The organism is Actinoplanes aureus (assembly GCF_015704865.1).
GTDB lineage: Bacteria > Actinomycetota > Actinomycetes > Mycobacteriales > Micromonosporaceae > Actinoplanes > Actinoplanes aureus.
The window spans coordinates 1-26873 of the sequence record NZ_JADQTO010000015.1 but is presented as its reverse complement, the minus strand read 5'-3'; the positions used below and the strand labels follow the sequence as shown (position 1 = coordinate 26873).

Below are 26873 nucleotides of genomic sequence, written 5' to 3'. Positions count from 1 at the left end.
CGCGTCAAGTGACCCCGTTCGCACAGGGTAGGCGCATCGTCATGCTGTGCTAGCTGTTGTGCGCGTGGGCTATCCGGTTAGCGCTCCGCATTTCCGCGGCGATCGTCAAGCGCCTTCGTGCCGCAGCGCCGCGGCCGGCGACTCGTGGAAACGTGCCTGGTAGCGGGCGGTGAACCCGGCCGGGCGCGAGAAGCCCCAGCGGCGGGCGACGGCGGACACGGACGTGTGGTTCGGGTCGGCGAGGAGGAGGTCGGCGCGGGCGGCCACCAGCCGCACCTCCCGGACGTACGCCATCGGCGCCATCCCGAACTGCCGCTGGAACTCCAGCCGCAGCTGGCCCGGGCTGATGCCGGCGATGCCGGCGAGCGCCGCGGCGGTGTACGCCCGCCGGGGCTCGCCGTGGATGGCGTCCACCGCGGGCAGGATGCTGCGCGGCGCGTGCCGCCACGGCGCCCGGACCCGCAGCAGGTCGCGGTACTGGTGGTCGGTGGCCATGAGCAGCGCGGTCAGCAGCGCCTCCTCCAGCGGTGCCGCCACGATGGGCTCGTAGAACATGCTGCCGGCGTTGCCGATCTCCGCCGCCAGGAAGCGCACCAGACCGGTGACGGTACGCCCGGCGGCACCCTCGGCCTCTATCTGACCCGACAACCGGACCGTGTCGTGGACGTCGCGGCCGAGTACCGCGCCCAGATGGGCTTCCAGCGCCAGCCGGTCCACCTTGACGGCGAGCAGGTGACAGTCGGCACTGGCGTAGTGCAGTTCGGTCTCGCCGTCCGGCTGGTACACGGCGGAACGGCCCGGACCGCCACTGATCGGGCGGCCGCCCTGACACGCCCAGAACCGGCCGGCCTGCGCCACGTTGAGGTGGTAGCTGTCCAGCGACCCGGTCACTCCGGCCACCGCGGCCCCGTACCGGACGTCGGCCACGGTCAGCGATCCGAGATGCAGGAACCCGAACCGGGCGTCCAGGCTGGCGCCCGGTTCGAGCAGCCGCATCGATCGCGGGTACAGGTGCTCACCGCAGACCGCGCGTGCCTCGTCGGGATCGCGGGTCCGCACCGAGAGGGCCGGCCGGGTCTGACCTGGGTACGGGTCCATCGCGCTCATCGTCGCTGGTCGGCCGCACCCCGGCAACCGGAGGCGGATCAGCGGCGGACCCGGTAGCGCAGGTGGGTGGCCTCCGGTGTGTCGATCACCCGGATGACGTCCAGCTCGACGCGGGTCGCCAGCCCGTCGAAGAGCCGCCGGCCGGCACCGAACAGCACCGGGATCTGGTGGATCTGCAGCTCGTCCAGAACGCCGGCGTCGAGCGCCCGCTGGGCGGTGTATCCGCCGTGTACCAGCACCTCACGGTCCCCGGCGGCGGCCTTGGCCCGGGCCATCGCGGCGGCGATACCGTCGGTCACGTAGGTGACGAGAGGGTAGTTCGCCACCGTGGGGCCGGGCGGCCGGTGACTGGGCACGAAGATCGGTACGCCCCGGCCGTGGTGATCGCCGCCCCAGTGGTCGACCTGCTCGGCGGTGCGCCTCCCGACGAGCACGGCGCCGGTCGCGAACGCCGCGTCGTACAGTTCCCCGGCCGCTCCGGCGGGCCGGCGGAACTCCCCGTCCGGCCCGTGGAACCACGCGTGCAGCGGCGCGAAGCCGTCGCCGCCGGGATTGCCCGGACCGTCGTTCGGTCCCGCGATGTAGCCGTCGAGCGACATCGACATGTAAAGCACGGACACCGACATGGTTGGCTCCTCGTCGTCGTGGTTCTGGAGAGTCGCGGTCATCGGAAGAGCCGCAACTTCTCCGGGGCACGGATGAAGTCGACCCGATGGATCAGGTCGCCGGCAACCGTGAACGAGATGACGGTGTCGACCGTGCCCCGCTCGTCGAGAACCGCCATCCCGAGCACCCCATTGACCGCGACCGGCCTGCGGACCTCGTCCGGATCGGCTTTCGCCAGCAGCCCGAGCACGAAGCGGGCGACCCGCTCGGCGCCGTGCACCGGCCGCCGTGCGGAGTTGCCGCGGCCGCCACCGTCGGTGGTCAGCACAGCGTCCGGGTCGAGGATCGCGACGAGGTCGGCCAGCCGGCCGCCGGCCGCGGCGGCCAGGAAGCGTTCGACGACCTGCCGGTGGTGCCGCCGGTCGACGCCGATCCGCGGTGTGCCCGCGCCGACGTGCCGGCGGGCGCGGGCGGCGAGCTGGCGGACCGCCGCCGGACTGCGGCCGACGACGGCTGCCACCTGCGCGAACGTCATGCCGAACAGATCGTGCAGCACCCAGGCCGTGCGTTCGGCCGGGGTGAGCGACTCCAGCACGACGAGCAGTGCGAAGCTCACCGACTCGTCCAGGGTGATCCGGTCGGCGGGGTCCACCAGCGGAGCCGGGGCCGGTTCGGGGAGCCACGGGCCGGGGTAGGTCTCGCGGCGTACCCGGGCGGACCGCAGCACGTCCATCGCGCTCCGGGCGACGACCACGGTGGCCCAGGCCTCGACGTCGTCGACCCGGTCCGCGCGGATCAGCTTGAACCAGCACTCGGAGACGACGTCCTCGGCTTCGGACATCGATCCGAGGATGGCGTACGCCACGCGGACCAGCCGGCTGCGCGCCGCCGCGTAGGCGAGGGCGAGGTCGGTCATCGTGCCGCTACGCCGGTCGTCGCCAGGACGGTCCGGGCGATCAGGTCAGGGGCGTCGGTCATCGGCACGTGCCCGGCGCCGGGCATCATGAGATGGCGAGTGTGCGGCGGCAGCTGATCGGTGAACCGGGACTGCCGGCGCAGCAGGATCCGGTCGGCGGCCCCGAACGCGACGGTCACCGGGGCGGTCGGTTCGCAGGTCCGCTCGTACCGGAGAAATCGAACGGCCCGGAAGGTGGGCAGGAAGCCCGCGCACCGGCCCATGGCGGTGATGTTGTGCCGGGCCTGCGCCGGGCTGAGCCGGCCGGGCCGTGCGCAGTCCAGGGCGCCGGCCACGGCTCGGCCAGCTGCCGGGGTGCGCCGCCGAGGCCGGGGGAGTCGCCGAAGCCGGGCAGGTCCACCGCGTACACGGTGTGGGTCGCGGCGAGGCGGTCGAGCACCGGCCGCCAGGCCGCGCGCGAGGAGCCGAGGCCGTGCAGGAGCACCAGCGGCGGGCCGTTGCCGGCCCTGGTGTAGGTGAGTGCGGTCATGCCAGAAGGACGAGACCGCGGTGCCGGAGTGTGACAGGCGATCAGTCGCCGGCGGCGGGCACCGCCCGGCGCGGGCGCAGGCCGGGCAGGGCGCAGGCGAGGAAGCAGGCCGCACCCAGGCAGGTGTTCACGTTGGCGACGGCAACGTCGGCCATCGACCCGGTGCTGGGCAGCACGTAGGCACCGAGGGCCGAGACGCCGAAGAAGACGCAGCCGAGCAGGTTGACCGCCGGCTGCCACCAGCCGGGTCCGTCGCGGGCCGGCAGCAGGCCGTGGCGGGCCGAGGCCAGGTACGCGATGACCCCGGAGACCAGGAAGCAGATCGAGCCGAACGCGTCCGGCCGCCAGACGAGCCGGTCGTAGTCCGGGTTGGACAGGGCGACCTGGAGTGCCCGGAACGTGGTGGCGTTGAAGAACAGCGTGCCCGCCGACTGGATCAGCGCCGCCCACCAGGCCGCCCGCCCGCCGGCCGCGGCGCCGAACGTCTGGAGCGCTCCACCGGCGGTGAACAGGATCGACCCGACGAAGAAGGTGACCGCGTCGGCGGTGGGTCCCACCAGGTCGGCGTACGCGGGGATGGGGCCGACGAGGAAACACGCCGACCCGAGGGCGAAGAACCACGCCATCCACATCGACCCCATCGCACCGGACTTTTTCCGGGTGCGCCTCGTCCCCCGGGGATGACATCATCGCGGCATGTCGCAGCGCGCCGCCCGGATGATGCGCCCCCTCTCGGGGCCTGCCGGCATGCGCTGAAATCCGCTGACCACCAGCCCCTGGCATCAGGGGCTGCTGCCGGGGCGGATCGGAGATCGTCATGACCTTCTACGTCACCACCGCCATTCCGTACGTCAACGCGGCACCACACCTGGGCCACGCGCTGGAGCTGGTGCAGGCGGACGTGCTCGCCCGGCACCGGCGCCTGCGCGGTGACCCGGTGCGGTTCCTGACCGGTACCGACGAGAACGCCCTCAAGAACGTGACCGCGGCCGCCGCGGCCGGCGCCGAGGTGGCCTCCTTCGTCGCGGCGAACGCCGACCGGTTCGCCGGCCTCGGCGCGGCGCTCAGCCTGTCGTTCGACGATTTCATCCGGACCAGCAGCGACCCGCGCCACCGGCAGGGCGTGGCCGACCTGTGGCGGCGCAGTGCCGCCCGCGGCGACTTCTACCGGCGGGGTTACAGCGGCTTCTACTGCGCCGGCTGTGAGCAGTTCTCCGACACCGCGGACCGGTGCCCGGAGCACGGCACCGTCCCGGAGCGGATCACCGAGACCAACTGGTTCTTCCGGCTCTCCCGGTACGCCGGCGACGTGCTCTCCGCCCTCGACGAGGGGCGGATCCGGATCGAGCCGCCGGCCCGCCGCAACGAGGTGCTGTCGTTCGTCCGGTCCGGGCTGGCCGACATCAGCGTCTCCCGGCCGGCGGCGCGCGCGGGCGGCTGGGGCATCCCGGTGCCCGGTGACCCGGAGCAGGTCGTCTACGTCTGGTGGGACGCCCTCGCCAATTACGTCACCGCCGACTCGCGGGCGTGGCGGGACGCGACCGAGCGTGTCCACGTCATCGGCAAGGGCATCGTGCGCTTCCACGCCGTCTACTGGACGGCGCTGCTGCTCTCCGCGGGCCTGCCACTGCCCACCGCGATCTTCGTGCACGACTACCTGACCGTGGACGGCGCGAAGATCTCCAAGAGCGCCGGTACCGCCGTCGACCCCTACGAGCTGGTCGCGCGGTACGGCGACGACGCGCTGCGCTGGTGGCTGCTGAGCGAGGTGGCCCGGGCCGGTGACACCGACTTCACCGAGGAGCGCCTCCGGGCCCGCTACCACCAGGACCTGGCCAACGGGATCGGCAATCTGGTGAACCGTACGGCCGCCCTGGTCCGCCGCCGCGCGGTGGCTCAACCCGGTGAACCGCTCGGCGGAGACCTGCCGGACCGGATCGACCGTGCGCTGGCGGCATTCGACTTCCGGGCCGCCACCGGCGAGATCACCCGCGTCGTCACCGAGGCCAACCGTTTCATCGAACGCGAGCGGCCCTGGGAGCTCGCCGATCCGGACCTGGTCCTCGGCAGGCTCGTGGCCACCTGTCGCCTGCTCGCCCACGAGCTGACCCCGTTCCTTCCCTCCGGAGCCGCTCGGGTCACGGCCGGCGAGCCGGGCCCGGTGTTTCCGCGCCTTCCCTGACGGATTTCTGTTGTCGGGCCCGAGTGGCGGCATCTACTGCGGCGGACCTCCGGCATTCCCCGGCCGGAAGCCACCATCCCCCTCCGGAAGGAGCACCATGCCCAAGAAGATGAGGCGCGGGGTGATCGCCGCGGGCGCGGTCGTCGTGACCGTGCCCGCCGCCATGGTCGCGATCTCGATGCTGCCCGCGTCCGCCGGCGTGGCCCCGGCCGCCGGCGGCGTCTACACGCTGGCCTCGGCGGCGAGCGGCAAGTGCGTCGACGTGGCCGGCGCGTCCACCGCGAACTCGGCCCTGCTGGTCCAGGTCGCCTGCGACAGCGCCGCCACCGCCCAGCAGTGGACGGCCGTGGCGCGGGCGTCCGGCCAGTTCAACCTGTCCAACGGCAACAGCGGCCGGTGTGTCGACGTGCCCAGCGGGTCCACGGTCTCCGGCACCCAGTTGCAGCAGTACGGCTGCGGCGACGGCCTGAAGACCAACCAGCTGTGGACCTTCAGCGCGTCGTCCGCCGCCGGTAAGCACCTGGTCAAGAGCGTCGCCACCGGACTGTGCGTCAGCAACCGGGACGGCTCGACCGCCGGCAACAACCCGATCGTGCAGGAGACCTGCGCGGATGTGGCGCGCATGCAGTGGTCCTTCACCCAGGTGTCGGGGCCGCCCTCTGAGAACGGTCGGCAGATGGAGGACCTCGATCGCGGGCTGATCAGCGTACGGTCCGGCAGCGCGAACCTGGTCTCCTGGCGGCTGCTCGGCACCGAGGCCACGAACACCGGGTTCAACGTGTACCGGTCCGGGACGAAGCTGAACTCGACGCCGATCACCAACTCGACGAACTACCTGGACGCCGGTGCCGCGGCGAACGCGTCGTACACGGTCCGGGCGGTGGTCGGCGGCGTGGAGCAGGCCGCCTCACCGGCCTCGCTGTCGTTCGCCAACGGGTACCTGGACGTGCGGCTCCAGGTGCCGCCGGCCGGGAGCGACTACACCTACTCGGCCAACGACGCCTCGGTCGGTGACCTGGACGGTGACGGCGACTACGAGATCGTCGTGAAGTGGGATCCGTCTAACGCCAAGGACAACTCGCAGTCCGGGTACACCGGGAACGTGTTCGTCGACGCGTACCGGCTCGACGGCACCCGGCTGTGGCGCATCGACCTGGGCCGCAACATCCGGGCCGGCGCGCACTACACCCAGTTCCAGGTGTACGACTACGACGGCGACGGCAAGGCCGAGGTGGCCATGAAGACCGCCGACGGCACGCGGTCCGGCACCGGCGTGGTGATCGGCTCGGCGAGCGCCGACCATCGCAACTCGTCCGGCTATGTCCTGTCCGGTCCGGAGTACCTGACCATGTTCAACGGGCAGACCGGCGCCGCGATGTCGACGGTGAACTACACGCCGGCCCGCGGGACGGTCTCTGCGTGGGGCGACAGCTACGGCAACCGGGTGGACCGGTTCCTGGCCGGCACCGCCTACCTGGACGGGCAGCGGCCCAGCCTGATCATGGCCCGTGGCTACTACACCCGTGCCGTCGTCGCCGCCTGGGACTTCCGCAACGGCACGCTGACCAGCCGCTGGGTCTATGACTCCGGCAACACCAACACCGGGGCGTACGGCCAGGGCAACCACCAGCTGTCCGTCGCCGACGCGGACGGCGACGGCAAGGACGAGATCATGTACGGCGCCGCGGCGATCAACGACGACGGCAAGCTGCTGTGGCGCAGCGGCCTCGGCCACGGCGACGCCCTGCACGTCGGCGACTTCATCCCGTCCCGCGCCGGCCTGGAGGTCTACCGGCCGTCGGAGAGCACCACCCAGCGCACCGACGCGATGCTGGACGCCAGGAGCGGCGCGATCATCTGGTCGCACGCCTCCTGTGGCTGCGACAACGGCCGGGCCCTCGCCGGTGACGTCTACGCCGGCAGCGCCGGAGCCGAGGCCTGGTCCTCGTCGGTCGACGGCCTGTCCAACACCGCCGGGCAGAACATCGGCCGCAAGCCGTCCTCGACGAACTTCCTCGCCTGGTGGGACGCCGACCCGGTCCGCGAGCTGGTCGACGCCACCCGGGTCGACAAGTACGGCACGAGCGGCGACACCCGGCTGCTGACCGGCTCCGGCGTGGCCTCCAACAACAGCACCAAGCAGACGCCGGCGGTCTCCGGTGACCTGTTCGGTGACTGGCGTGAGGAGATCGTCTGGCGGCTGTCCGACTCGTCGGCGCTGCGCATCTACAGCACTCCGACGGTCACCGACCGCCGGATCACCACGCTGATGCACGACTCGCAGTACCGGGTGGCGGTGGCCTGGCAGAACACCGCCTACAACCAGCCGCCGCACCCGAGCTTCTTCCTCGGCAACGGCATGAGCACCCCGCCGCAGCCGACCATCTACGTGCGCTGATCGTGCGGGGGCCCGGCCCGGTGCCGGGCCCCCGCACGGTTACCGGGGGCCGGCCGCCGCCGCGGCCAGCCGCTGGAACTCGGCGGAGGCGCCGTTGAACAGGAAGTCGACCGTCTGGGTCAACGCGATCGCGGTCAGGTCCCGGTGCGGATCGTTGAACCAGGTGGTGCCGTACCCACCGTCCCACCCGTAGCGGCCGGGCCCGGACACCTGGTCCGGCGTGACGCTGACCGCCATGCCGTATCCCCAGCCCAGCCCGGCGAGCGGGAACGGGCCGGCGTCGGCGATCTGCTCCGGAGTCAGGTGGTTGGTCGTCATCAGCCGCACCGACCGGGCCGACAGCAGGCGCCGGCCGCGATGCACTCCCCGGCGCATCAGGAACCGGCTGAACCGCAGGTAGTCGTCGACGGTCGAGGCCAGCCCGGCGGCGCCGGACGGGAAGGCGGGCGGCCGGGTCCACTCGTCCGGTGCCGAGCCGGGCTGCGGTTCCAGCTGTCCGGTCTCGGGGTTCGCCGCGTACAGGCCCGGCAGCGGGGAGGCCTCGCCGCGGGTGAGCGAGAATCCGGTGTGCCGCATGCCCAGCGGCCGGAAGACCCGCTCCTCGAGGAAGTCCGGCAGCGGCCGGCCCGCGGCCCGCGCGATCAGCACACCGAGCACCAGCGAGCCGGTGTTGTACCGCCAGCGCTGACCGGGCTGATCCATCAGCGGCAGCGTGCCGAACCTCCGGATCCACTCGTCCGGGTGCAGCGGCGAACGCGGGTCCGGCTGCGCCATCACCAGCTGGAGCTCGTCGGCCGCGGTGATGATCGGGTACGGCGGCTGGAAGCTGGGATCGAAGATGATCCCGTGGCCCAGCCGGAAGGTCAGCAGGTCCTCGACCGTGATCGGGCGCTCGGCCGGAACCGTCTGGTCGAGCGGCCCGTCGATCCGGGTGAGCACCCGGCGGCCGGCCAGCTCCGGCAGCCACCGCTCGACCGGCGCGTCCAGCGCCAGCCGGCCGTCCTCGACCAGCATCATCGTGGCCGCCGCGATGACCGGTTTGGTCATCGAGGCGATCCGGAACGGCGTACCGCGGCGCATCGGCTCGTCGCCGTTCAGCGACAACGTCCCGATGGTGTCGACGTGGACCCGCCCGCGGTGGGCCACCAGGTAGACGATGCCGACGAGCTCGCCCCGGGCCACCCGGGCCGCCATCGCGTCGTGCAGGTCGTCAAGCCCGGCGCGCCAGGCCGGGTCGCCGCCCGCCGACGCCCCGGCCGGACCACCGGGGGTCAACGCCGACACACCGACCGCGCCCGCACCGGCCAAGAGTGTTCGCCTGTCCATGTCACTTTCCTCCGATCTCGCTCCGGCTATCGCACGGCGAGCGTCCACGCCGATCAGCGAGGTCGCTCACACCGATGCAGACCATCGCCACGCCAAGAACTCATCGGTGCGGGGATTCTCACCGGTCACGCTCTTTCGGGGTACGCGTAATCGGCCGTCCCGCGGGATCGACCCGTCTCCGCTCTCCCAGCGCGATCAGGCCGCCGCGCAGGGCCCCAGCGCGACCGCCGGGAAACGGCACGCTTGCCTGCCGGTGCGGCCGCCGGAAAACGGCACGCCTGGGACGCCGCTTGGTCTTGTCGGCCCAACGTGGGTGCTGTCTGGTGGCCGTTGAGACAGCATTGAGGTTGGGCCAAGACCCTGACTACGGAAGCTCGGGTAGCTAGGAAGCTCTCTGGTCCGTATTCAGCGGCCGCCGCAACCGGCCCGGTAGATCGCGAGTGGCCGCTTCGCCGGCCCGCGTGCCCATCTGCCCGGGCCCGGCGGTCGCGCTAGGAGCCGGAGCGGGCAGATGGTCGCGTCGGACGGGTGGTGACGGTCCCGATGCGGCGGGCGCTGCCGGAACGCGTACCGATAAGAGGTGTTTTTTACTGGCGGCGCCCGAACTCCTTGCGCAGCACGTCGCGTGCCACCGCCTTGCCGATGTCGATGCCGTGTACGGTCGCGAAGCGGTAGTGCACGCCGGCCCAGATCCGCGCCTCGGCCAGCTCGGTCGTGGCCGCGGCGAAGCTGGTGTAGTGCCGGGTGGCGTCGGCTTCGGTGCTGTAGGCGTGGAAGGCGACGTTGTCGCGGCCGAAAAACTCCCGCAGCACGGTCATGATCGACGCGGTGTAGCAGCTGTGCCCGGACGGGTACTCCGCCGACGGCGCGGTGGTCCGCAGCGGTGTCCAGGACGGATCCGCCGAGGTGGCCGGGTTGCCGTCGGTGTCGGCGAGCGGGACGGCGGTCACCGGCCGCCAGAACGCCCAGCGCTTCTTCTCGCTGTAGCAGGCGATCAGCGCGTCGGCGGTGGCCACCTCGACCATCGCGAACAGGCGTGCCGTCTGCAGCGTGCTCAGGCGGTGGCCGGTCGCCAGATTGCGTTTGATCTCCCACTCGACCATGCGCGGGTCGTCCCACCAGATCGCTGCCTCGGTCTGGTCGGCGGTGCGGGTCGTGCTGGTCGCCGAGCCGAGCGACTTGACCTCGTTCAGCTCGCGCGCCCAGGCGGCACTGGTGAGGGCGGGCGGTGCCGGGACACGGTACCGGCCGGCGTCACGGACCACGAACGGCTTCAGGGTGGCGTACCAGGCCCCGACCTGCAGGAACGCGGGCGGGGTTGGCCGCCACTGGCCGGGCTGGTCGCCGACCGGCCAGGTCGCGTCGGAGAAGGCGCCGTCGTCGCGGCGGGACTCGATCATGGCGGCGGCGGTGGCTTCGCCGACCGCGACACCGCCGCGTTCCGCGCCGCCGTCCGGGATCGCGGCGAGGGCCGCGTCGTACTGCGCGGTCAGCGCCGGTGCCTGGGCCGGGAAGAGCGAGAGGAGTACGCGGTACGCCGCGGCCGCGACGGCAGCCGGAACCGAGTCACGTGGCCGGGAGCGCGGAGCGACCAGGTACGGCTCGTACGGAGTGCCGGCGATCGCGTTGACCGCGTCGTACACGGCACCCTGCACCATGGCGAAGCTGCGCAGGCCCGCCGTGGGCGACTGCCGGGCGGTCTCGTAGATGGCGGTCTGGGCGTGGATGTTCCAGGTGATGACGGCGTTGGGTGTGGTGGCGGGCGCGGCCTGGGCGGTGGCCGGAACCAGCGCCAGCGGCAGGGCCAGGGTGAGCGTCGCGAGGTGTCGGACTATGCGGTGGACACGATGTGCCATCGGAACCCCCGTGGTGTGATCGGTGCCGGTCTGCACACAAAGCGGCTTCAGCCTCCGCCCGTCCGCGCGCACCGGGCAACGCTGTGACGGATATGCGCTGTGTGATTGACAAATCTCGATGTGTGTCGCTAGCGGCGCAATCGGACATCCACCGTCGTTCGGCGGCCGTACGGGCGTCCTCATAGGATGGACGACAGATGATGACCGCGGCCGGCGGCTACTTCATCAATCACACCGAAACGGACTAACTCAATGTGATGTCCGCCTGTTGTCGTGGCGTTTGCTTGGTGATGCGATCATGCTGGGTCGTTGGTCGGACCGGTGACGGGGGAGATCGGGTGGCAGGAACCGCGAAGCGTCGCGCACCGTTGTGGGCACGGCTCTGCCTGGCCGGCGGGTGCGTCGTCCTGGTGGCCAGTGGTGGCACCGCCGTCACCGGTCAGGCGCTGATCGCCAAGTACGCGGGCTCGGTCACCGACAACAGCCTCCTGGAGGGGCAGGCCGCCGAGGCCGCCCCGAAGACCAACCTGGAGAAGGGCGCGCTCAACATCCTGCTGGTCGGCATCGACCCGCGCGACGACAAGACGGCCCCGCTCTCCGACTCGATCATCGTGGCGCACGTCCCGTCGGACCGCAGCCGCGCCTACCTGTTCTCGATGCCCCGGGACCTGTACGTGGAGATCCCGGAGTTCCCGAAGGCGAACGTCCGGACGCACCACGCCAAGATCAATGCGGCGATGGCGCTCGGTAGCAAGATCGGCAAGGACAAGCCGGATGTCGCGTCGGGCTTCCAGCTGCTCTCCAAGACGGTCAGCAACCGTACCGGGATCAAGAAGTTCGACGCCGGCGCGATCATCAACTTCGGCGGCTTCAAGCAGATCCTCGAGGCGATGGGCGGCGTCGACATGGTCATCGACCAGGACGTGGTGTCCGAACACCTCAAGCCGGACGGCACCGGGCGCGACCGCAAGCCGGGGTGCCAGGGGCACCATCGGTGCTCGCGGCCCTACACCGGCCCGCAGAAGCAGTACAAGAAGAGCAGCAAGCCGGTGCATCTGCAGCCCTGGGAGGCGCTCGACTACGCCCGGCAGCGCTACGGCCTGCCCCGCACCGACTACGACCGCCAGCGGCACCAGCAGCAGCTCATCAAGGCGATCGCGAAGCAGGCGATGAGCAAGGACATCGCGACCGACCCCGGCAAGCTGCGCAAGGTGATGAACGCGGCCGGCAAGTCGCTCACCTTCGCCGGCGGCGAGCACAGCATCCTCGACTGGGCCCTCGAGCTGAGGGATCTCAACGTCGACGACATGGTGACGATCGACCTGCCCGGCGGCGGCCTCGGTACCGGCGACGACTACAAGGGCGAGCAGTTCGACGAGTCGGTCGAGGGTTTCTTCGAGGCGGTACGGAAGGACGACGTGGGCGAGTTCCTGCTCGACCACCCCACGTTCGTCAACAAGGAGGACTGACGACCCGCCCGCGCAGCTCGCCGAGGCCGATCACGGTGCCGGACGGGCCGGGCGCGGTCGCGGTGATCACCACCTCGTCGCCGTCCTCCAGGAACGTGCGCGTGGAGCCGTCCGGCAGCTTGATCGGGTCCTCGCCGCCCCAGCAGAGCTCGATGAGCGAGCCGCGCTGGTCCGGTCGCTCGCCGCTGATCGTGCCGGAGGCGTACAGGTCGCCGGTGCGCAGCGAGGCGCCGTTGGCGGTCAGGTGGGCCAGCATCTGAGCGCCGGTCCAGTACATGCCGGCGAACTCCGGCCGGGACACGACGTGGCCGTTGAGCCGTACCTCCAGGTGCACGTCGAGACCCCACGGCGGGCTCTGGGCGTCGTCCAGGTAGGGCAGCAGCGGCACGGTCCGGGCGGGCGGGGTCACCCGGGCGTGGTCCAGGGCCGCCATCGGCACCACCCACGGTGAGATCGACGTGGCGAACGACTTGCCGAGGAACGGGCCGAGCGGCACGTACTCCCAGGCCTGGATGTCGCGGGCGGACCAGTCGTTGACCAGGCACACCCCGAAGACGTGCTCGCCGAACGCGGCCAGGTCGACGGGCCGGCCCAGCGTCGATGGGGTGCCGACGACGAAGCCAAGTTCGGCTTCGATGTCGAGGCGCTGGGACGGCCCGAAGCTGATCTCGCCGTCCGGGCTCCGCCGCTGGCCGGACGGGCGCACCACGTCGGTGCCGGAGACCACGACGGTGCCGGCCCGGCCGTGGTAGCCGATCGGCAGGTGCTTCCAGTTCGGCGTGAGCGGGTCCTGCCCGGGCCGGAACATGCGGCCCAGGTTGGTGGCGTGGTTCTCGGAGGCGTAGAAGTCGACGTAGTCGGCGACCGTGAACGGCAGGTGCAGCACCGCGTCCCGGGCCGGCACCAGGTCACCGGCGAGCAGGTCCCGGTAGACCTCGTCGGTGAGCCAGGTGGTCACCTGAGCGCGTACCTCGGACCAGGCGTGCGGTCCGGCGGCCAGCAGCGCGTCGAGCGACGGTCCGGCCACCGCGGCGGCCAGCTGCGGGGCCAGCCGCCGGACGGCCGCCGGCAGGTCGATGATCCAGTCACCGATGGCGACTCCGACCCGGGGGTGCGGGTCGGCCGGTGTGCCGAACACCCCGTACGGCAGGGTGGCGACGCCGAAGGGGTGGTCGGCCGGGACGTCGAGCCAGGTCAAGACAGGTCCTCCGAGAGAAGTCCGTAATGCAGCAGGCCGTCGACCGGCTCGCTGACGCTGCACGTGCCGAAGCTGACGAAATGGTGCCGGACCGCCTTGGCCATGACCTCGTCGATCCCGGCGACCGCCGCCGCGACGCGTTCGCCGTCCTGGTCCGCCAGGGCCCGCTCGATGTCGTAGCCCTGGAGGGCCTGAGCGGTGGCCAGGATGACGTTCAGGTAGCCGTGGTGCTCGAACCCGGTGACCGGGTCGCGGTGCCGGATCGGGTCGTGCAGGCCGGCCGTGAGCTTGAACGCGATGCCGCCGCGCACCGCCGCCCAGAGAGCGCCGGCCAGCTCCGGCTCGGACGGGAACGCGTCCGCGCGTACCCCGCCGGTCCTGATCTTGAGACGCAGGCCGGCGTCGCGCAGGGCCGCGACGCGCGTCGCGGTGATCTCCCGGCACGGCCATTCGGCGTACGTGGTGACCGCTCCCGCCTCCGTCGCACCCACCATCTCGACGGCGACGATGTCGATCTCCGGCGCCGCGGGGAGGTCGTGCCCCGGCGCGACGAGCGACACCGCCAGCGGTCGCCCACCGGCGGCCGCCGCGACCAGCTCGTCCCAGCGCGCGAGGGAGCAGACGAACGGGCCGAGCATCGGTTCGAGAGGCGTCTTCTGGCGCTCGCGGTGCGCGGCCACGGCCTCCGGCATCGGTAGGTTGCCGGGCGGGAAGATCGCCGCGTCGTCGAACAGGCGCAGGAACAGCGGGTTCACGAGGCCGGTCCTCGGCCGGCCCAGGTCCAGGCGTACTTGCCGTCGTCGCTGATGCTGCCGGCCTCGCCCAGGCCGAGCGGCCGGAACGTGTCGACCATGACGGCGGTCTCGTCGAAGCGCTCGGCGCCGAGGCTGGCCTCGATGGCGCTGGGCTGCGGGCCGTGCGGGTAGCCGCCGGGGTGCAGCGAGATCGAGCCGACGTTGATGCCGGAGCCCTTGCGGGCCTCGTAGTCGCCGCCGACGTAGAACATGACCTCGTCGCTGTCGACGTTCGAGTGGTAGTAGGGGACCGGCACGGCAAGGGGGTGGTAGTCGACCTTGCGGGGTACGAAGTTGCAGATCACGAAGTTGTTGCCCTCGAAGACCTGGTGCACCGGCGGCGGCTGGTGGATGCGCCCGGTGATCGGTTCGAAGTCGGCGATGTTGAACGCGTACGGGTACAGGCAGCCGTCCCAGCCGACCACGTCGAACGGGTGGTGCGGGGTGACGTGCACGCTGCCGGCGAGCCCGGCCGGCCCGTCGCCGCGGTGCTTGAGGTAGATCTCCACGTTCTCCTCGTCGACCTGTCGCGGTGCGGTCGGCAGCCGCAGGTCGCGCTCGCAGTACGGCGAGTGCTCCAGGAACTGGCCGTACCGGGAGAGGTAGCGCTTCGGCGGGGCGATGTGGCTGTTGGCCTCGATGGCGTACAGCCGCAGCGGCTCGTGGCCGGTGGGCACCCAGCGGTGCGTGGTGGCCCGCGGGATGATCACGTAGTCGCCCGTCGCCACGTCCAGGTCGCCGAAGACGGTCTCCACGGTGCCGGCCCCGGCCTCCACGTAGACGCACTCGTCGCCGGTCGCGTTGCGGTAGAGCGGGGACGCGGTGCCGCAGACGACGTAGTTGATCCGTACGTCGGCGTTGCCGAGCACGAGCCGCCGGTCGCGGACCGCGTCGCAGGACTTCCACTCCTCGCCCAGGAACAGGTCGTGCAGCTTCAGATGCCGGGGCAGCAGCGGCTGGTTGGCCGTGGTCGCCTGGTCCGGCAGCTGCCATGTGCGCGCGCCGACCACCGCCGATGGGACGTGCCGGTGATAGAGCAGGGAGGAGTCCGAGGAGAAGCCCTCCTCACCCATCAGCTCCTCGTAGTAGAGGTTGCCGCCGGGATCGCGATGCTGGGTGTGCCGCTTGGGCGGGATGCTCCCGGCCCGCTGGTAGTGCGCCATGAAAGAACTCCTCCCTCCCTGTCCCTCAGAAGTTGCCGCGCTTCTCCTGCTCGCGCTCGATCGCCTCGAACAGCGCCTTGAAGTTGCCCTTGCCGAAGCCGAGCGAGCCGTGCCGTTCGATGAGCTCGAAGAACACGGTAGGCCGGTCACCGGTCGGCTTGGTGAAGATCTGCAGGAGGTAGCCGTCCTCGTCGCGGTCGACCAGGATGCCGCGCTTCTGCAGCTCCTCGATCGGCACCCGGACGTTGCCGATCCGGGCCCGCAGCTCCGGGTCCTCGTAGTAGGAGTCCGGCGTGGCCAGGAACTCGACGCCCTCCTCACGGAGCACGTCGACGGTACGCAAGATGTCGTTCGTGGCGAGGGCCAGGTGCTGGGCGCCCGGGCCGCGGTAGAACTCCAGGTACTCGTCGATCTGCGACTTCTTCTTGCCCAGGGCCGGCTCGTTGAGCGGGAACTTCACCCGGTGGTTGCCGGAGGCCACCACCTTCGACATCAGCGCCGAGTAGTCGGTCGCGATGTCGTCACCGATGAACTCGGCCATGTTGGTGAAGCCCATGACCCGGTTGTAGAAGTCGACCCACTCGTCCATGTTGCCGAGCTCGACGTTGCCGACGATGTGGTCGAGCGCCTGGAAGATCCGCTTCGGTGCGCCCTCGCGCTTGCGGAAGGTCGAGGTCCGCGCGACGTAGCCGGGCAGGTACGGCCCGGTGTAGTGCTCCCGGTTGATCAACGTGTGGCGGGTCTCACCGTAGGTGGCGATCGCCGCGATCCGGACCGTGCCGTACTCGTCGGAGAGGTCGTGCGGCTCCTCGAGGATGGTGGCGCCCTGCGCCCGGGCGTGCTCGATGCACTTGTCGACGTCCGGCACCTGTAGCGCGATGTCGGTGACGCCGTCGCCGTGCCGGGCGTGGTGCGCGATGACCGGGCTGTCCGGGTGCACACCGCCCTGGATCACGAACCGGATCGCGCCGCTCTTGAGCACGAAGGACATGTGGTCGCGGTTGCCGGTCTCCGGACCCGAGTAGGCGACCAGCTCCATGCCGAACGCCGACTGGAAGAAGTGCGCGGTCTGCGTGGCGTTGCCGACGGCCCAGACGATCGCGTCCCACCCGGTGACCGGGAACGGGTCGCCGGCCGAGTCGTACTCGACGAGTCCGACGAGCTGCTTGAGCGTACCGAGGTCGAGTTCGGCGAGGCGCTCTTCGTTGGTGAGGGTGTCATGGACGGACATGGTGCTGGAGCCTCCTTCAGCGGGGCCGGCTGATGTCCCAAGCTTGGTGAAGCGCCGTGAGCTGCACAACAAGCACAGTTCTGAGCGGGCAGTTTGCTCAAAGTCACCACGCCTGACCGGCATTCGCTGAGCAGATTGCTCAAAGGTTGATCCGGTTGGCTAGTTTGGCGGGTGCCTGACGGGTTTCCCCGGTCCGGCGGCATTCGTGCTTGACTTAGGCATCAGCGAGGGGAGTCGATGATGCGCATCGCCACGGTGATCGGGCTGCTGGCGGCCGGCGCCGCTGTCGCGGCCGGGGTCGCGGTCGGCGGAGCGAACCTCGCGTGCGAGCCGGAGCGTGGGCGCGGCTCGGTGATCTACGTGGTCCCCGAGGATCTCGGGACGCCGGTCCCGGCGGCGGACGAGCTGTCCTGGCCGGTCGGGGAAGCGGATCTCTGAGCGCTGCCGCCGGCCCCGGCCAGGTGTGTTCTGTGCTAGTTCTCGTTCAGGACGTCCTATCGGTGACCATCACTGCGGGCAAGGATGAGCGCATTGCCGGCCGTCAAGGAGTCCGCCGATGCGCAGAATGCTCCCGACCCTGCTGATACCCCTGCTGATCGCCCCCGCGATGCCGGCCCGCGCCGCCGCGGACGACTGCTCGGCCGTGCCGTGGATGGACGCCGGTAAGTCGCCGGAGAAGCGCGCCCAGGCGCTGCTCGCCGCCAGCAGCCGGCACCAGAAGTACCGGTGGCTGGTGGAACAGCCGGCCAACAGCCCGCGGCAGACCACCTGGCCCGGCGACGTCGTCTATCCGGTGCAGGTGCCGTGCACCCCGACCGTGGTCTACTCCGACGGCCCCGACGGCGTACGGTTCACCCCCGGCGTCACCGCCTTCCCGGCGACCATCGCCACCGCCGCCACCTGGAACGAGCGGCTCGCCTACGCCAAGGGCGCCGCCCAGGGCACCGAGGCGTTCGACAAGGGCAAGAACGTGCTGCTCGCGCCCGGCCTGGCCAGTGGGCGTACCCCGCTCTCCGGCCGCACCCCCGAATACCTCGGTGAGGACCCGCTACTCACCGGGCTGATCGCGGCGGCCGGCACGAGGGGCATCCAATCCGGCGACCGGGTGCTCGCCACGCTCAAGCACTACGTCGCCAACGAGCAGGAGTTCGACCGGCAGACCAGCTCGTCGAACGCCGACGAGCGCACCCTGCGCCAGCTCTACGACCTGCCGTTCGAGATCGCGATCGACCGGGGACGGCCGGAGAGCGTGATGTGCTCGTACAACCAGATCAACGGGGTCTACGCCTGCGAGAACCCGCGCCTGAACGAGGTCCTGAAGGACGACATCGGCTTCGACGGCTACGTCATGTCCGACTTCGGCTCGGTGCACTCCACCGCGCCCAGCCTGGTCAACGGGCTCGACCAGGAGCTCAACCGGCCGGTCTGGTTCACCCCGGCCCGGCTCGACGCCGCTCTCGCCGCCGGGCAGATCACCCAGCGGCAGATCGACGCGGCCGCGTTCCGGGTGGTCCGCTCGTACATCCGTGGCGGCCTCTTCGACCATCCGCTGCCGGCCACGCCGGTGGCGGACGCCTCCACCGCCGCGCACAAGGCGGTCGCCCGGCAGGTCGCCGAGCAGGGCTCGGTGCTGCTGAAGAACGACCGGATGCTGCCACTGCGGCCGGAGTCCGGCGACACCATCGCCGTCATCGGCCCGACCGCGTCCGCCACGCCGACCAACGGGATCAGCGCCGGCTCGGTGTGCAGCCTGCCCTGGCGGTTCGGCAACCCGCAGACGCTGCAGTGCGAGGACCTCGTCGCGCCGGAGGAGGCCATCCGCACCCGGGCGGCGCGGGCCGGGGCCACGGTGACCTTCGACAACGGCAGTGACCCGGCGGCGGCCGCCGCGGCCGCCTCGAACGCCGACGTGGCGGTGATCTTCGGCTACCAGCGGACGGGCGAGTTCAACGACCTCACCGACCTGCGGCTGCAGGGCAACGGCGACGCGCTGATCGCCGCCGTGGCGGCGGCGAATCCGCGTACCGTCGTGGTCCTCCAGACCGGCAGCGCCGTGGAGATGCCCTGGCTCGCCTCGGTCCCGGCCGTCCTGGAGACCTGGTACGGCGGCGAGCAGATGGGACCGGCGATCGCCGCCCTGCTGTTCGGTGACGCCAACCCGTCCGGGAAGCTGCCGATGACCTTCCCCCGCTCGCTCGCGGACACGCCGACCGCCGGCGACCCGGCGCGCTACCCGGGAGTGCGCGCCGAGGGCGAGACGATCCGCCAGGTCGAATACGACGAGGGCCTCAAGGTCGGCTACCGCTGGTACGAGGCCGAGGACATCGACCCGCTCTTCGCCTTCGGCCACGGCCTGTCCTACACCAGCTTCCGCTACCGCGACGTGCGCGTCACCGGCGACGGGCACGGCGACCTGCGCATCCGGTTCCAGATCACCAACACCGGGCGGCGTACGGGCACCGAGGTCGCCCAGGCCTACGTGACCCTGCCGGCCGCGACCGGTGAACCGGCGAAGCGCCTGGTCGGCTGGTCCCGGGTCACCCTCGCGGCCGGCCGGCACCGCACCGTCGAGATCAGGCTCAGCCGCGCCGACTTGAAGGACCTGCACCTGCTCGAATACTGGGCGGGGGAGTGGAGGACCGCCCCCGGCACCTACCGGGTGCACGTCGGCGGATCGTCGCAGACCACCTTGAGCGACACCTTCCGGGTCCGCTGACCCCGGCCATCGGCCCGAAACGCTCAACCGCCGTCCGCCGGGGCCGATGACAGCGGGGTGATCCGAAGGTTCGCACACCGCGTCCTGGCCAGTGCCCGCGCTGACAACCCCGCCGTCGTCAGCGGCTTCACGATGGGCTTGCTGTTCACCCTGGCCGGGTTCTACACCTTCATCACCATCCTGCTGCCCACCCCGACCGGCTTCCAGCCCGGACTGGTGTCGCTGATCGCCGTGGCCGCGCTCGGCTGGGGGCTGGTGGCGATGGTGCTGCCCTGGGCGCGGATCCCCGGCCTGCTGCGGCTCGCGGTCGCTCCCGCGGCGATGGCCCTGATCGCCCTGCACAACATGGCCGCCGGCCAGGACGCCTTCCGGTACGGGATGTTCTTCTTCCTGGTATTCATCTGGCTCGGCCTGTGTGAGCCGCGCGGCACCAGCCTCCGGATGAGCCCGTTCCTGCTGGCCGCGTACCTCGGCCCGCTGTGGGCCGACGGCCGGTCGGCGGCCGACCTCGCCTCGATCAGCTACGCGCTCCCGATCTACCTCACCGTCGGTGAGGTCCTCGCCTGGCGCACCCAGCTGATGCAACGCCTCCAGGGTCGCCTGCGCCGGCTCGCCGACCACGACCCGCTCACCGGCCTGCCCAACCGGGCCGTCTTCACCGCCGCCCTGCGAGAGCACTGCGCGAAGCCGGAATCGGTCGCCGTGCTCTTCCTCGACCTGGACGGCTTCAAGCAGATCAACGACCGGCTGGGCCACGCCGCCGGCGACGACGTTCTGGTCCAGGTGGGCGCGACGCTGCGCGCTCACACCCGGCCGGGGTACGCCGACCTGCCGTGCCGCCTTGCCGGCGACGAGTTCGTCCTGCTGCTGTCGGACACCGACCTGGCGGCCGCCCGCTCCCTCGCCGAGCAGCTGGAACAGCGGCTGGGCGAACTGCGGGCCGCCGACGGCACCCCGGTGCGCGGCAGTGTCGGCGTCGCCGGCGGCGTGTCGATGGACGCCCAGCAACTGCTGGCCACCGCCGACGAGGCCATGTACGCGGCCAAGCAGGCCAAACCGGTCGGCCGCCGCGCCGCCTGATCAGCATGTGCCGCACCGGAATTTGACTCCGCGCGACAGGGCTGTGAGTCTGCGACGGTGTCGCTCGTCCGCTCGGCTGGTCTGCAGAAGTTCCGGGAGACCGTCGAGGAACTCGGCGGCGACCCGGTGCTCTTCGCCCGGCAGGCCGGCCTGCCCACCGACGCCCTGGACACCGACGACCTGCTCATCTCCGACACCGCGCTGGCGGCCGTGCTGGAGATCGCCGCGGTCGCACTGCGCTGCCCCGACCTCGGCCTGCGGGTGGCTTCCGCGCAAGACCTGAGCCTGCTGGGCCCGCTCGCGGTGGCCATCCAGCACTCGCCGTCGGTCGGCGACGCCCTCGAATGCACCTCGCGCTACATGTTCGTGCACGCCCGGGACATGCACATCGCGCTGCTGGACGACCCGGAAGACGTCGCCGGCGTGAAGGCGGTCCGGTACGTGTTCGGCGCGGGCGTGCGCCCGCTGCCGCAGGCGACCGACATGACGATGCTGTTTCTCCACCGGGCGGTGACGTTCCTGACCGGCGGCGGGTACGGGCTGCGCTCGGTGGACCTGCCGCACGAGCCCGCGGCCCCGCACCGGCGGTACGCGGACGCGTTCGGCGCGGCGGTCCGCTTCGGGCGGCCGGACGCGCAGTTGCGGGTGCCCGCGACCCTGCTGGGCCGGCCGCTCGAAGGCGTGGACGCGAACCTGCGCGGCCTGGCCCTGGCCTTCCTCTCCCGGCAGGCACCCGGCCCCGGCACGGTCGTCGCCTCCCGGGTCCGCGCGGTGCTCGCCCAGGCCCTGGGCACCGGCCCGACCGACCTCGCCGGCGTGGCCCGCGTCCTGGCCGTGCACCCCCGCACCCTTCAGCGCGAACTAGCCGACGAGGGCCAGTCGTTCGCCGAGATCCTGGACGGCCTGCGCCGATCCCGCGCCCGCACCTACCTGACCACGACCGACATGCCGCTCGCGCAGGTCAGCCATCTGCTGGGCTTCGCCGAACAGGCGGTCCTGAGTCGCTGCGCCCGCCGCTGGTGGGGAACCAGTCCGTCAGCCCTGCGCGGCGCGGCCCGCGACCGCAGGGTCTGAGCGGGCGGCGGCTTGCCCTTCCTGTTACTGGAGGAGGCAATCTGGTGGCATGTTGTCGATCAGCGAGTTCAGCGAGATGTGCCACCTGTCGCCGCAGGCCCTGCGCTACTACCACGCCGAGGGCCTGCTCGTGCCGGCCGAGGTCGACGAGCGGACCGGGCACCGGTCGTACGCGTTCGAGCAGGTGGAGCAGGCCATGCTGATCACCCTGCTGCGGGACACCGGGATGAGCGTGAAGCTCGTCCGGCGGGCCCTCGACGAGCCGGACCGGGCGCCCGCTCTGCTCGACCGGCACCACGACGACGTACAGCGGCAGCGGGAAGCGCAGGACGAGGCGATCCTGGCCGCCCGGGCGGTGTTCGACGCCCGGCCGCAACCGCGAAGCCGGCAACTGCCGGCGATGACCGTGGTGGCCAAGCCGGTGCACGGCACTCCGCTCGGACGTGACATGCGGGAGTGGGACGAGGCCGAGACCTTGCTCGAGGCGGCCGCCACCGAGCTGAGCAAGCAGGTGGACGAGGCCGGCCTCACGCGGCTGGGCCGGCCGTGGCGGACCCTGGACCGGCGTGCCCTCCACGGCGACGGCCCCTCCTGGATCGTCAAGGTGCCCGTCGCCGGAAGCACCGAGGCGCTGCCGCCCGGGCTGCTGGTGGAGGAGCTGGACGCACGCGACGAGCTGTCGATCTTCATGCCGGGCCGCAACACGATGGCCAAGTACTGCACCGCCATCCTTCGCCTGCTCAACGCCGGAACCGTGGTCAACATCGCCCACCTGCGTCAGGAGATCCACGAGGACGGTGTCCTGACCAGCGCGCCCCTCCTACCCGAAGAGGTGGTCGAGGGCGCTGGTGTCGACCGCCTCGGTGTTGCTCAGCAGGACGATCCGGCGGTCCACTGACGGGATGCAGCCGGTGAACGCCTTGAAGCCCGCGTTGTGGCCGCTGTGATGCCACCACCGCCGGCCGTTGATCTCGCCCATGAAGACGCCGTAGCCGTACTCGCTCGCATCGCGGCCGCCTCCGGTGCGCGCGTGGCCGGTCAGCATCAGTGACCGGTACGGCTCGCCCAGCAACCGGCCGGTCTGGACGGCGTCCACCCAGGTCAGCATGTCCCCGGCCGTCGACCAGACGTCACCCGCGCCCATCCCGGTCACGTCCAGCTCCCAGCTGAGCAGCGGCTGCCCGGCGGCGTCGTGACCGCTCGCGACGTCCGCCTCGCCGCCCGGCATGCCGGCGAAGGTCGAGGTCAACCCCAGCGGGCCGAAGATCCGATCGGAGAGAAACTCACGGTACGGCGTGCCGCCCGCCTTTTCGACGACGTGGGCCAGCAGCACGTACCCCGGGCTGCTGTAGTGCCAGCCGCCGCCCGGCGGATGCAGCACCGGCAAGGCGCGGAAGGTCTCCAGCAGCTGCGGTGAACTGCTTGCTCACCGAGGCGAGCTGATACCGCCGCGATGTGGTGTCGTCCACGACGACGTCCGCTCCCTGCCGAACCAGGATCTCGATTCGCACCATGGGTCCCGACGATAGAGCAGGCTCGATCTTGTGGAAGGATCGATGACGGTTCACATGACGGGGGTGTTGTGTTCCGAGATCGCCTGCGCCTTTTGCGCCTGCTTCCGGCCGCCGGGCTCGGCCTGGCCACGGCTCTGGTCCTGCTCCAGCTTCTTCAGGCGATCGTGCCGACCGCCATGGCGTACGCCGTGGGTGTCCTGGTCTCCACGCTCACCGCCGGACAGCCGCCGCTCGGGCCGGTGACGCTGGTGGTCGCGCTGCTCCTGGCCGGCCAGGTGGGCTGGCTGCTGCTCGAGGCCGTCCAGACCTACACCGCACGCCGCGTCGACGGTGTGATCCGCGCGCGGGTGCGGTCGGTCGCGGCCGGCCTGCCCGGTCTCGACGTGCTGGAGAGCGCGGCCTTCCAGGACCGGGCGGCCCGCGCGGTCGATCCCGGCATGGGCGTGGCCCGGGAGCGGTCGGCCGGCAACGCCGTGACCGGGCAGGTGACGCTGGTCTTCCGGATGGTGTCCGCGGTGGCCGCCGCCACGCTGCTGGCCACCTTCTCGCCGCCGCTGGCGCTCGCTCTGCTGGTCGTCTCGCTGGGGGTGCGGGCGGTGCTGCGCCGCCAGTGGATGGCGATCATCGACCGGCTGGACGCGGACACGGCCGGCCAGCGCTACGAGTACTACGTGTCCACGCAGGCGGTGATGGGCGCGGCCAAGGACGTACGCCTCTTCGGGCTCAGCGACTTCTTCGGCGGCCGCTTCCGGGCGGCGGCCGTGCGCACGTACGGCCCGGTCTGGCGCTCGCTGCTGGGCGTGCTGCGCCGGCAGTGGTGGATCGGCGCGGTCGTCACGCTGGCGGCGGCCGCCGCCCTGGGCTTCCCGGCCGCCGCGGTGCTGCGCGGTGATCTCGAGCCGGGCGGGCTGATCACCGTCGTGCTCGCCGGCGTCGGGGTGCTCAGCATCAGCCAGATGGGGATGGAGGCCTACGACATCGAGTACGGCCTGCGCGGCCTGGACGCCGCCGACGAGCTCGCCGCGATGAGCCCGCGGGCCTCCCGCCCGGCGCCCGCGAAGGCGGCCCGGCACGCGCCCGAGGTCCGCTTCACCGATGTCGTGTTCACCTATCCCGGCGGCGACCGGCCGATCCTCGACGGGCTCACCCTGACCCTGCGCGCCGGCGAGACCGTCGCGGTCGTCGGCGAGAACGGCGCCGGCAAGACGACGCTGGTCAAGCTGCTCGCCGGCCTGTACGCCCCGGACTCGGGGACGATCACCGTCGACGGCGCCGGGCCACGCGTCCGGCGGCCACCGGTGACCGTGCTCTTCCAGGACTTCGTCCGCTATCCGGCGAGCGTGCGCGACAACGTGACCGCGGCCGTCCCGCCGCCGCACGACGACGCGGCGGTCCGCGAGGCCCTCGCCCGGGCCGGGGCGTCGGGGCTGCCCGAGGATCTGAGCGCGTCGCTGTGGCCGGAGGGTACGGACGGCACCGACCTGTCCGGCGGCCAGTGGCAGCGCGTCGCCCTGGCCCGCGCGCTGTACGCCGCCGGGCGCGGGCGGCGGCTGCTCGTGCTCGACGAACCCACCGCGAACCTCGACGTGCGGGCCGAGGCCGCGTTCCACGAGCAGGTCGTCGCCGGTGCCCGCGACACCACGACCGTGCTGATCTCGCACCGGCTCGGGACGGTCCGCGCGGCCCACCGGATCATCCTGCTCCGCGACGGCCGGGTGGCCGAGGACGGCACGCACGAGGAGCTGCTGGCTCATGGCGGTGACTACGCCCGGTTCTTCACCACCCAGGCGGCGGCGTTTCACGGGGGAGAGCGATGAGGGACTGGTGGCGGTTGCTGGCCGAGGTGACCCGGCTGACGGTACGCACGGACCGCCGCGCCGCCGTCCTGCTCGCCGTGATCATCGTCGGTCAGACGGCCGTGATCGCGGCGATCGGTGTGTCGCAGGGCATGCTCGTCGACGGGGGAGCCGGTGGGCGTACCCCGGTGGTGATCGCGGCCGTGGTGCTGGGCGCGTTCGCCTACGGCATCTCGCTGAGTGTCGGCCGGATCCGCGGCAACCTGCTGATCTTCCTGGTCAGCCGGGTGCGCGGCCAGTTCAACGAGCGTGTCCAGCGCGACGTGTCCGGCATCCCGACGCTCACCCACCTGGAACACGGGCCGTACATCGACCGCTGGGACCGCCTCTTCCGCGACTCCCAGGCGATCGCCGCAATGCCGTGGTCCACTCTCGACGCCGTCGTCGCCGTCGCCGGTCTGGCGGTCACCGTCGGCCTGCTGGCCACCGTAAGCCCCGCGCTGTGCCTGCTCGCCGTTCTCGGGCTCGCCGTGTACGCCGCGAGCCGCCGTGCCGACGCCCTGCTGCGCACCGCCCGCGACGGCGCCACCGAACCGCTGCGCCGCGAACGCCGCCTGCACGAGCTGTGCCTGACCCCGGAACCCGCCAAGGAGGTGCTGCTCGGCGACGGCGCCGCCGCCCTCGGCCGGGATGCCGCGGCGCTGTGGGACCAGGCGGCCCGCCGCGAGACCGGCGCCCGGCTGCGCGGTGCGGCCTGGCAGGCGCTGGCATGGCTGCTCTACGCGGCCGGGTTCGCCGGGGCCCTGCTCGTGGTCGCCCGGCTGATCCGCGAGGGCCGCGCCACCACCGGCCAGGCCGTCCTGGTCGTCTCGCTCGCCACCCAGCTGGGCGGCCAGCTGCGCCAGATGCTGTTCAGCCTGAGCACGGCGGCCGAGGCCGGGCGGGCCGTGTCGCACCACTGGTGGCTGCGCCACTACCGGGCGGCCGCCGAGCGCCCGGGCGTGGCGCCGCCGGACCGGCTCACCACCGGCATCGAGCTGCGCGACGTACGGTTCCGGTATCCGTCCGCCGATCACGACGTGCTGCACGGGATCAACCTGCACCTGCCGGCCGGTGGCACGGTCGCGCTCGTCGGCGAGAACGGCGCCGGCAAGTCCACCCTGGTCAAGCTGCTGATCGGCCTCTACGAGCCGGCCGGCGGGACGATCACCGTGGACGGCCGGCCGCTCACCGACCTGTCCGCCCCGGGCTGGCGCTCCCGGCTGTCCGGCGTCTTCCAGGACTTCGCCCAGCTGCGCCTGCCGGTACGCGAGACGGTCGGCGTCGGGCAGGTCGCCCACGTCCGTGACCGGACCGCCGTCGCCGCGGCAGTCGACCTGGCCGGCGCGCCGTTCGGTGACGACCTCGAGCGGCGGCTGGGCGCGGCGTTCGGCGGCGTCGAACCCTCGCTCGGCCAGTGGCAGCGCCTCGCCCTGGCCCGCTCGCTGATGCGTACGGTCACCGGCGCCCGCCGCCCGCTCTGCGTGCTGCTCGACGAACCGAGCGCCGCCCTCGACCCGCTCGCCGAACACGAACTGTTCCGCCGCTTCGCCGAGGAGGCCGCATCCGCCCGCGCGGGCGGCGGGGTCACGGTGCTGGTCTCGCACCGGTACACGACCGTACGGATGGCCGATCTGATCGTCGTGCTGCACGACGGGCGGATCACCGAGCAGGGCACCCACGACGACCTGATGGCGAACGACGGGGCGTACGCCCACGCCTACCGCCTCCAGGAACGCGCCTACCGCTAGGTGTAGTGACCAGGACCGTTGTTGACGCGGTTGATGGGTGGCTGGCCTCCGAGCGCGGTGTGGGCTCGATGGTAGTTGTAGGTGTGGAGCCAGCCGGGTAGGGCGTCGGCGCGGTCCTGGTTGCTGGT

22 protein-coding genes and 2 pseudogenes are annotated in these 26873 nt (G+C 71.8%); 10 read left to right on the top strand and 14 right to left on the bottom strand.

Annotation, left to right across the window (positions count from 1 at the left end; translation table 11 throughout):
* Nucleotides 1–105: 105 nt before the first annotated feature.
* The 6 genes and pseudogenes from I4J89_RS28535 to I4J89_RS28510 all read right to left on the bottom strand — a co-directional run bounded on the left by I4J89_RS28535 (nt 106) and on the right by I4J89_RS28510 (nt 3799).
* Nucleotides 106–1098: an AraC family transcriptional regulator gene (locus I4J89_RS28535; RefSeq protein ID WP_196417189.1), complete on the bottom strand. Its 993-nt coding sequence runs from the start codon at nt 1096–1098 to the stop codon at nt 106–108.
* A 47-nt stretch (nt 1099–1145) separates the two neighbouring features.
* Nucleotides 1146–1775, bottom strand: coding sequence for a dihydrofolate reductase family protein (locus I4J89_RS28530; protein ID WP_230859766.1), 630 nt, complete (start codon nt 1773–1775; stop codon nt 1146–1148).
* Nucleotides 1772–2629, bottom strand: a complete 858-nt coding sequence (gene sigJ, locus I4J89_RS28525) for an RNA polymerase sigma factor SigJ (protein WP_196417188.1) — start codon at nt 2627–2629, stop codon at nt 1772–1774. Before sigJ ends, I4J89_RS28530 begins: the two co-directional genes overlap by 4 nt.
* Entirely contained in the window at nt 2626–2964 is a 339-nt protein-coding gene (locus tag I4J89_RS49930) for an alpha/beta fold hydrolase (protein ID WP_230859765.1), read from the bottom strand. Before I4J89_RS49930 ends, sigJ begins: the two co-directional genes overlap by 4 nt.
* A 44-nt stretch (nt 2965–3008) precedes the next feature.
* Nucleotides 3009–3158: pseudogene (locus tag I4J89_RS52000) on the bottom strand (alpha/beta fold hydrolase); the annotation flags it as partial.
* Between the two features lie 41 nt (nt 3159–3199).
* A complete protein-coding gene (locus I4J89_RS28510) occupies nt 3200–3799 on the bottom strand; it encodes a hypothetical protein (protein ID WP_196417185.1) in 600 nt (199 codons plus the stop codon).
* A 176-nt stretch (nt 3800–3975) separates the two neighbouring features.
* Between I4J89_RS28510 and I4J89_RS28505 the strand changes: the two genes are divergently transcribed.
* Entirely contained in the window at nt 3976–5340 is a 1365-nt protein-coding gene (locus tag I4J89_RS28505; RefSeq protein ID WP_196417184.1) for a methionine--tRNA ligase, read from the top strand.
* Between the two features lie 97 nt (nt 5341–5437).
* Nucleotides 5438–7738, top strand: coding sequence for a rhamnogalacturonan lyase family protein (locus tag I4J89_RS28500; protein WP_304519516.1), 2301 nt, complete (start codon nt 5438–5440; stop codon nt 7736–7738).
* A 39-nt stretch (nt 7739–7777) separates the two neighbouring features.
* Here I4J89_RS28500 and I4J89_RS28495 read toward each other — a convergent pair whose 3' ends face one another.
* Together I4J89_RS28495 and I4J89_RS28490 are read right to left on the bottom strand one after the other, a co-directional pair.
* The gene (locus I4J89_RS28495; RefSeq protein WP_196417183.1) at nt 7778–9064 is read right to left on the bottom strand and encodes a serine hydrolase domain-containing protein; all 1287 of its coding nucleotides are present in this window, start codon (nt 9062–9064) and stop codon (nt 7778–7780) included.
* A 587-nt stretch (nt 9065–9651) separates the two neighbouring features.
* The gene (locus tag I4J89_RS28490) at nt 9652–10920 is read right to left on the bottom strand and encodes a vanadium-dependent haloperoxidase (RefSeq protein ID WP_196417182.1); all 1269 of its coding nucleotides are present in this window, start codon (nt 10918–10920) and stop codon (nt 9652–9654) included.
* Nucleotides 10921–11210: 290 nt separating this feature from the next.
* Here I4J89_RS28490 and I4J89_RS28485 point away from each other — a divergent pair, with 290 nt between their 5' ends.
* Nucleotides 11211–12389: an LCP family protein gene (locus I4J89_RS28485; RefSeq protein ID WP_196417359.1), complete on the top strand. Its 1179-nt coding sequence runs from the start codon at nt 11211–11213 to the stop codon at nt 12387–12389.
* On the opposite strand, the gene fahA is transcribed toward I4J89_RS28485, so the two are convergent.
* The 4 genes from fahA to hppD are packed head-to-tail and all read right to left on the bottom strand — an operon-like array spanning nt 12373 to nt 16775.
* Nucleotides 12373–13587, bottom strand: coding sequence for a fumarylacetoacetase (gene fahA / locus I4J89_RS28480; RefSeq protein WP_230859764.1), 1215 nt, complete (start codon nt 13585–13587; stop codon nt 12373–12375). The genes I4J89_RS28485 and fahA overlap by 17 nt on opposite strands.
* Nucleotides 13584–14342, bottom strand: coding sequence for a hypothetical protein (locus I4J89_RS49920; RefSeq protein WP_230859763.1), 759 nt, complete (start codon nt 14340–14342; stop codon nt 13584–13586). Before I4J89_RS49920 ends, fahA begins: the two co-directional genes overlap by 4 nt.
* Nucleotides 14339–15544, bottom strand: coding sequence for a homogentisate 1,2-dioxygenase (locus I4J89_RS28475; protein ID WP_196417180.1), 1206 nt, complete (start codon nt 15542–15544; stop codon nt 14339–14341). Before I4J89_RS28475 ends, I4J89_RS49920 begins: the two co-directional genes overlap by 4 nt.
* Before the next feature lie 25 nt (nt 15545–15569).
* A complete protein-coding gene (gene hppD, locus I4J89_RS28470; protein ID WP_196417179.1) occupies nt 15570–16775 on the bottom strand; it encodes a 4-hydroxyphenylpyruvate dioxygenase in 1206 nt (401 codons plus the stop codon).
* Nucleotides 16776–17012: 237 nt separating this feature from the next.
* On the opposite strand from hppD, the gene I4J89_RS28465 reads away from it, so the two are divergent.
* From I4J89_RS28465 to I4J89_RS28445, 5 genes are all read left to right on the top strand, one after another.
* The gene (locus tag I4J89_RS28465; RefSeq protein WP_196417178.1) at nt 17013–17213 is read left to right on the top strand and encodes a hypothetical protein; all 201 of its coding nucleotides are present in this window, start codon (nt 17013–17015) and stop codon (nt 17211–17213) included.
* 118 nt (nt 17214–17331) lie between these two features.
* Nucleotides 17332–19491, top strand: a complete 2160-nt coding sequence (locus I4J89_RS28460) for a beta-glucosidase (protein ID WP_230859762.1) — start codon at nt 17332–17334, stop codon at nt 19489–19491.
* 57 nt (nt 19492–19548) lie between these two features.
* Entirely contained in the window at nt 19549–20571 is a 1023-nt protein-coding gene (locus I4J89_RS28455) for a GGDEF domain-containing protein (protein ID WP_309238512.1), read from the top strand.
* Nucleotides 20572–20628: 57 nt separating this feature from the next.
* The gene (locus tag I4J89_RS28450; RefSeq protein ID WP_196417177.1) at nt 20629–21645 is read left to right on the top strand and encodes an AraC family transcriptional regulator; all 1017 of its coding nucleotides are present in this window, start codon (nt 20629–20631) and stop codon (nt 21643–21645) included.
* A 49-nt stretch (nt 21646–21694) separates the two neighbouring features.
* A complete protein-coding gene (locus I4J89_RS28445) occupies nt 21695–22543 on the top strand; it encodes a MerR family transcriptional regulator (protein ID WP_196417176.1) in 849 nt (282 codons plus the stop codon).
* Here I4J89_RS28445 and I4J89_RS28440 read toward each other — a convergent pair.
* The gene (locus I4J89_RS28440) at nt 22466–23026 is read right to left on the bottom strand and encodes a serine hydrolase domain-containing protein (RefSeq protein ID WP_309238522.1); all 561 of its coding nucleotides are present in this window, start codon (nt 23024–23026) and stop codon (nt 22466–22468) included. The genes I4J89_RS28445 and I4J89_RS28440 overlap by 78 nt on opposite strands.
* Nucleotides 23027–23251: 225 nt before the next feature.
* On the opposite strand from I4J89_RS28440, the gene I4J89_RS28435 reads away from it, so the two are divergent.
* The gene (locus I4J89_RS28435; RefSeq protein ID WP_196417175.1) at nt 23252–24976 is read left to right on the top strand and encodes an ATP-binding cassette domain-containing protein; all 1725 of its coding nucleotides are present in this window, start codon (nt 23252–23254) and stop codon (nt 24974–24976) included.
* Nucleotides 24973–26745 (top strand): ATP-binding cassette domain-containing protein, encoded by a 1773-nt coding sequence (locus I4J89_RS28430; protein ID WP_196417174.1) that lies wholly within the window; start codon nt 24973–24975, stop codon nt 26743–26745. The genes I4J89_RS28435 and I4J89_RS28430 overlap by 4 nt, the downstream gene beginning before the upstream one ends.
* Here I4J89_RS28430 and I4J89_RS28425 read toward each other — a convergent pair.
* Nucleotides 26742–26873, bottom strand: a pseudogene (locus tag I4J89_RS28425) (IS481 family transposase); the annotation flags it as partial. The gene I4J89_RS28430 and the pseudogene I4J89_RS28425 sit on opposite strands and share 4 nt — an antisense overlap.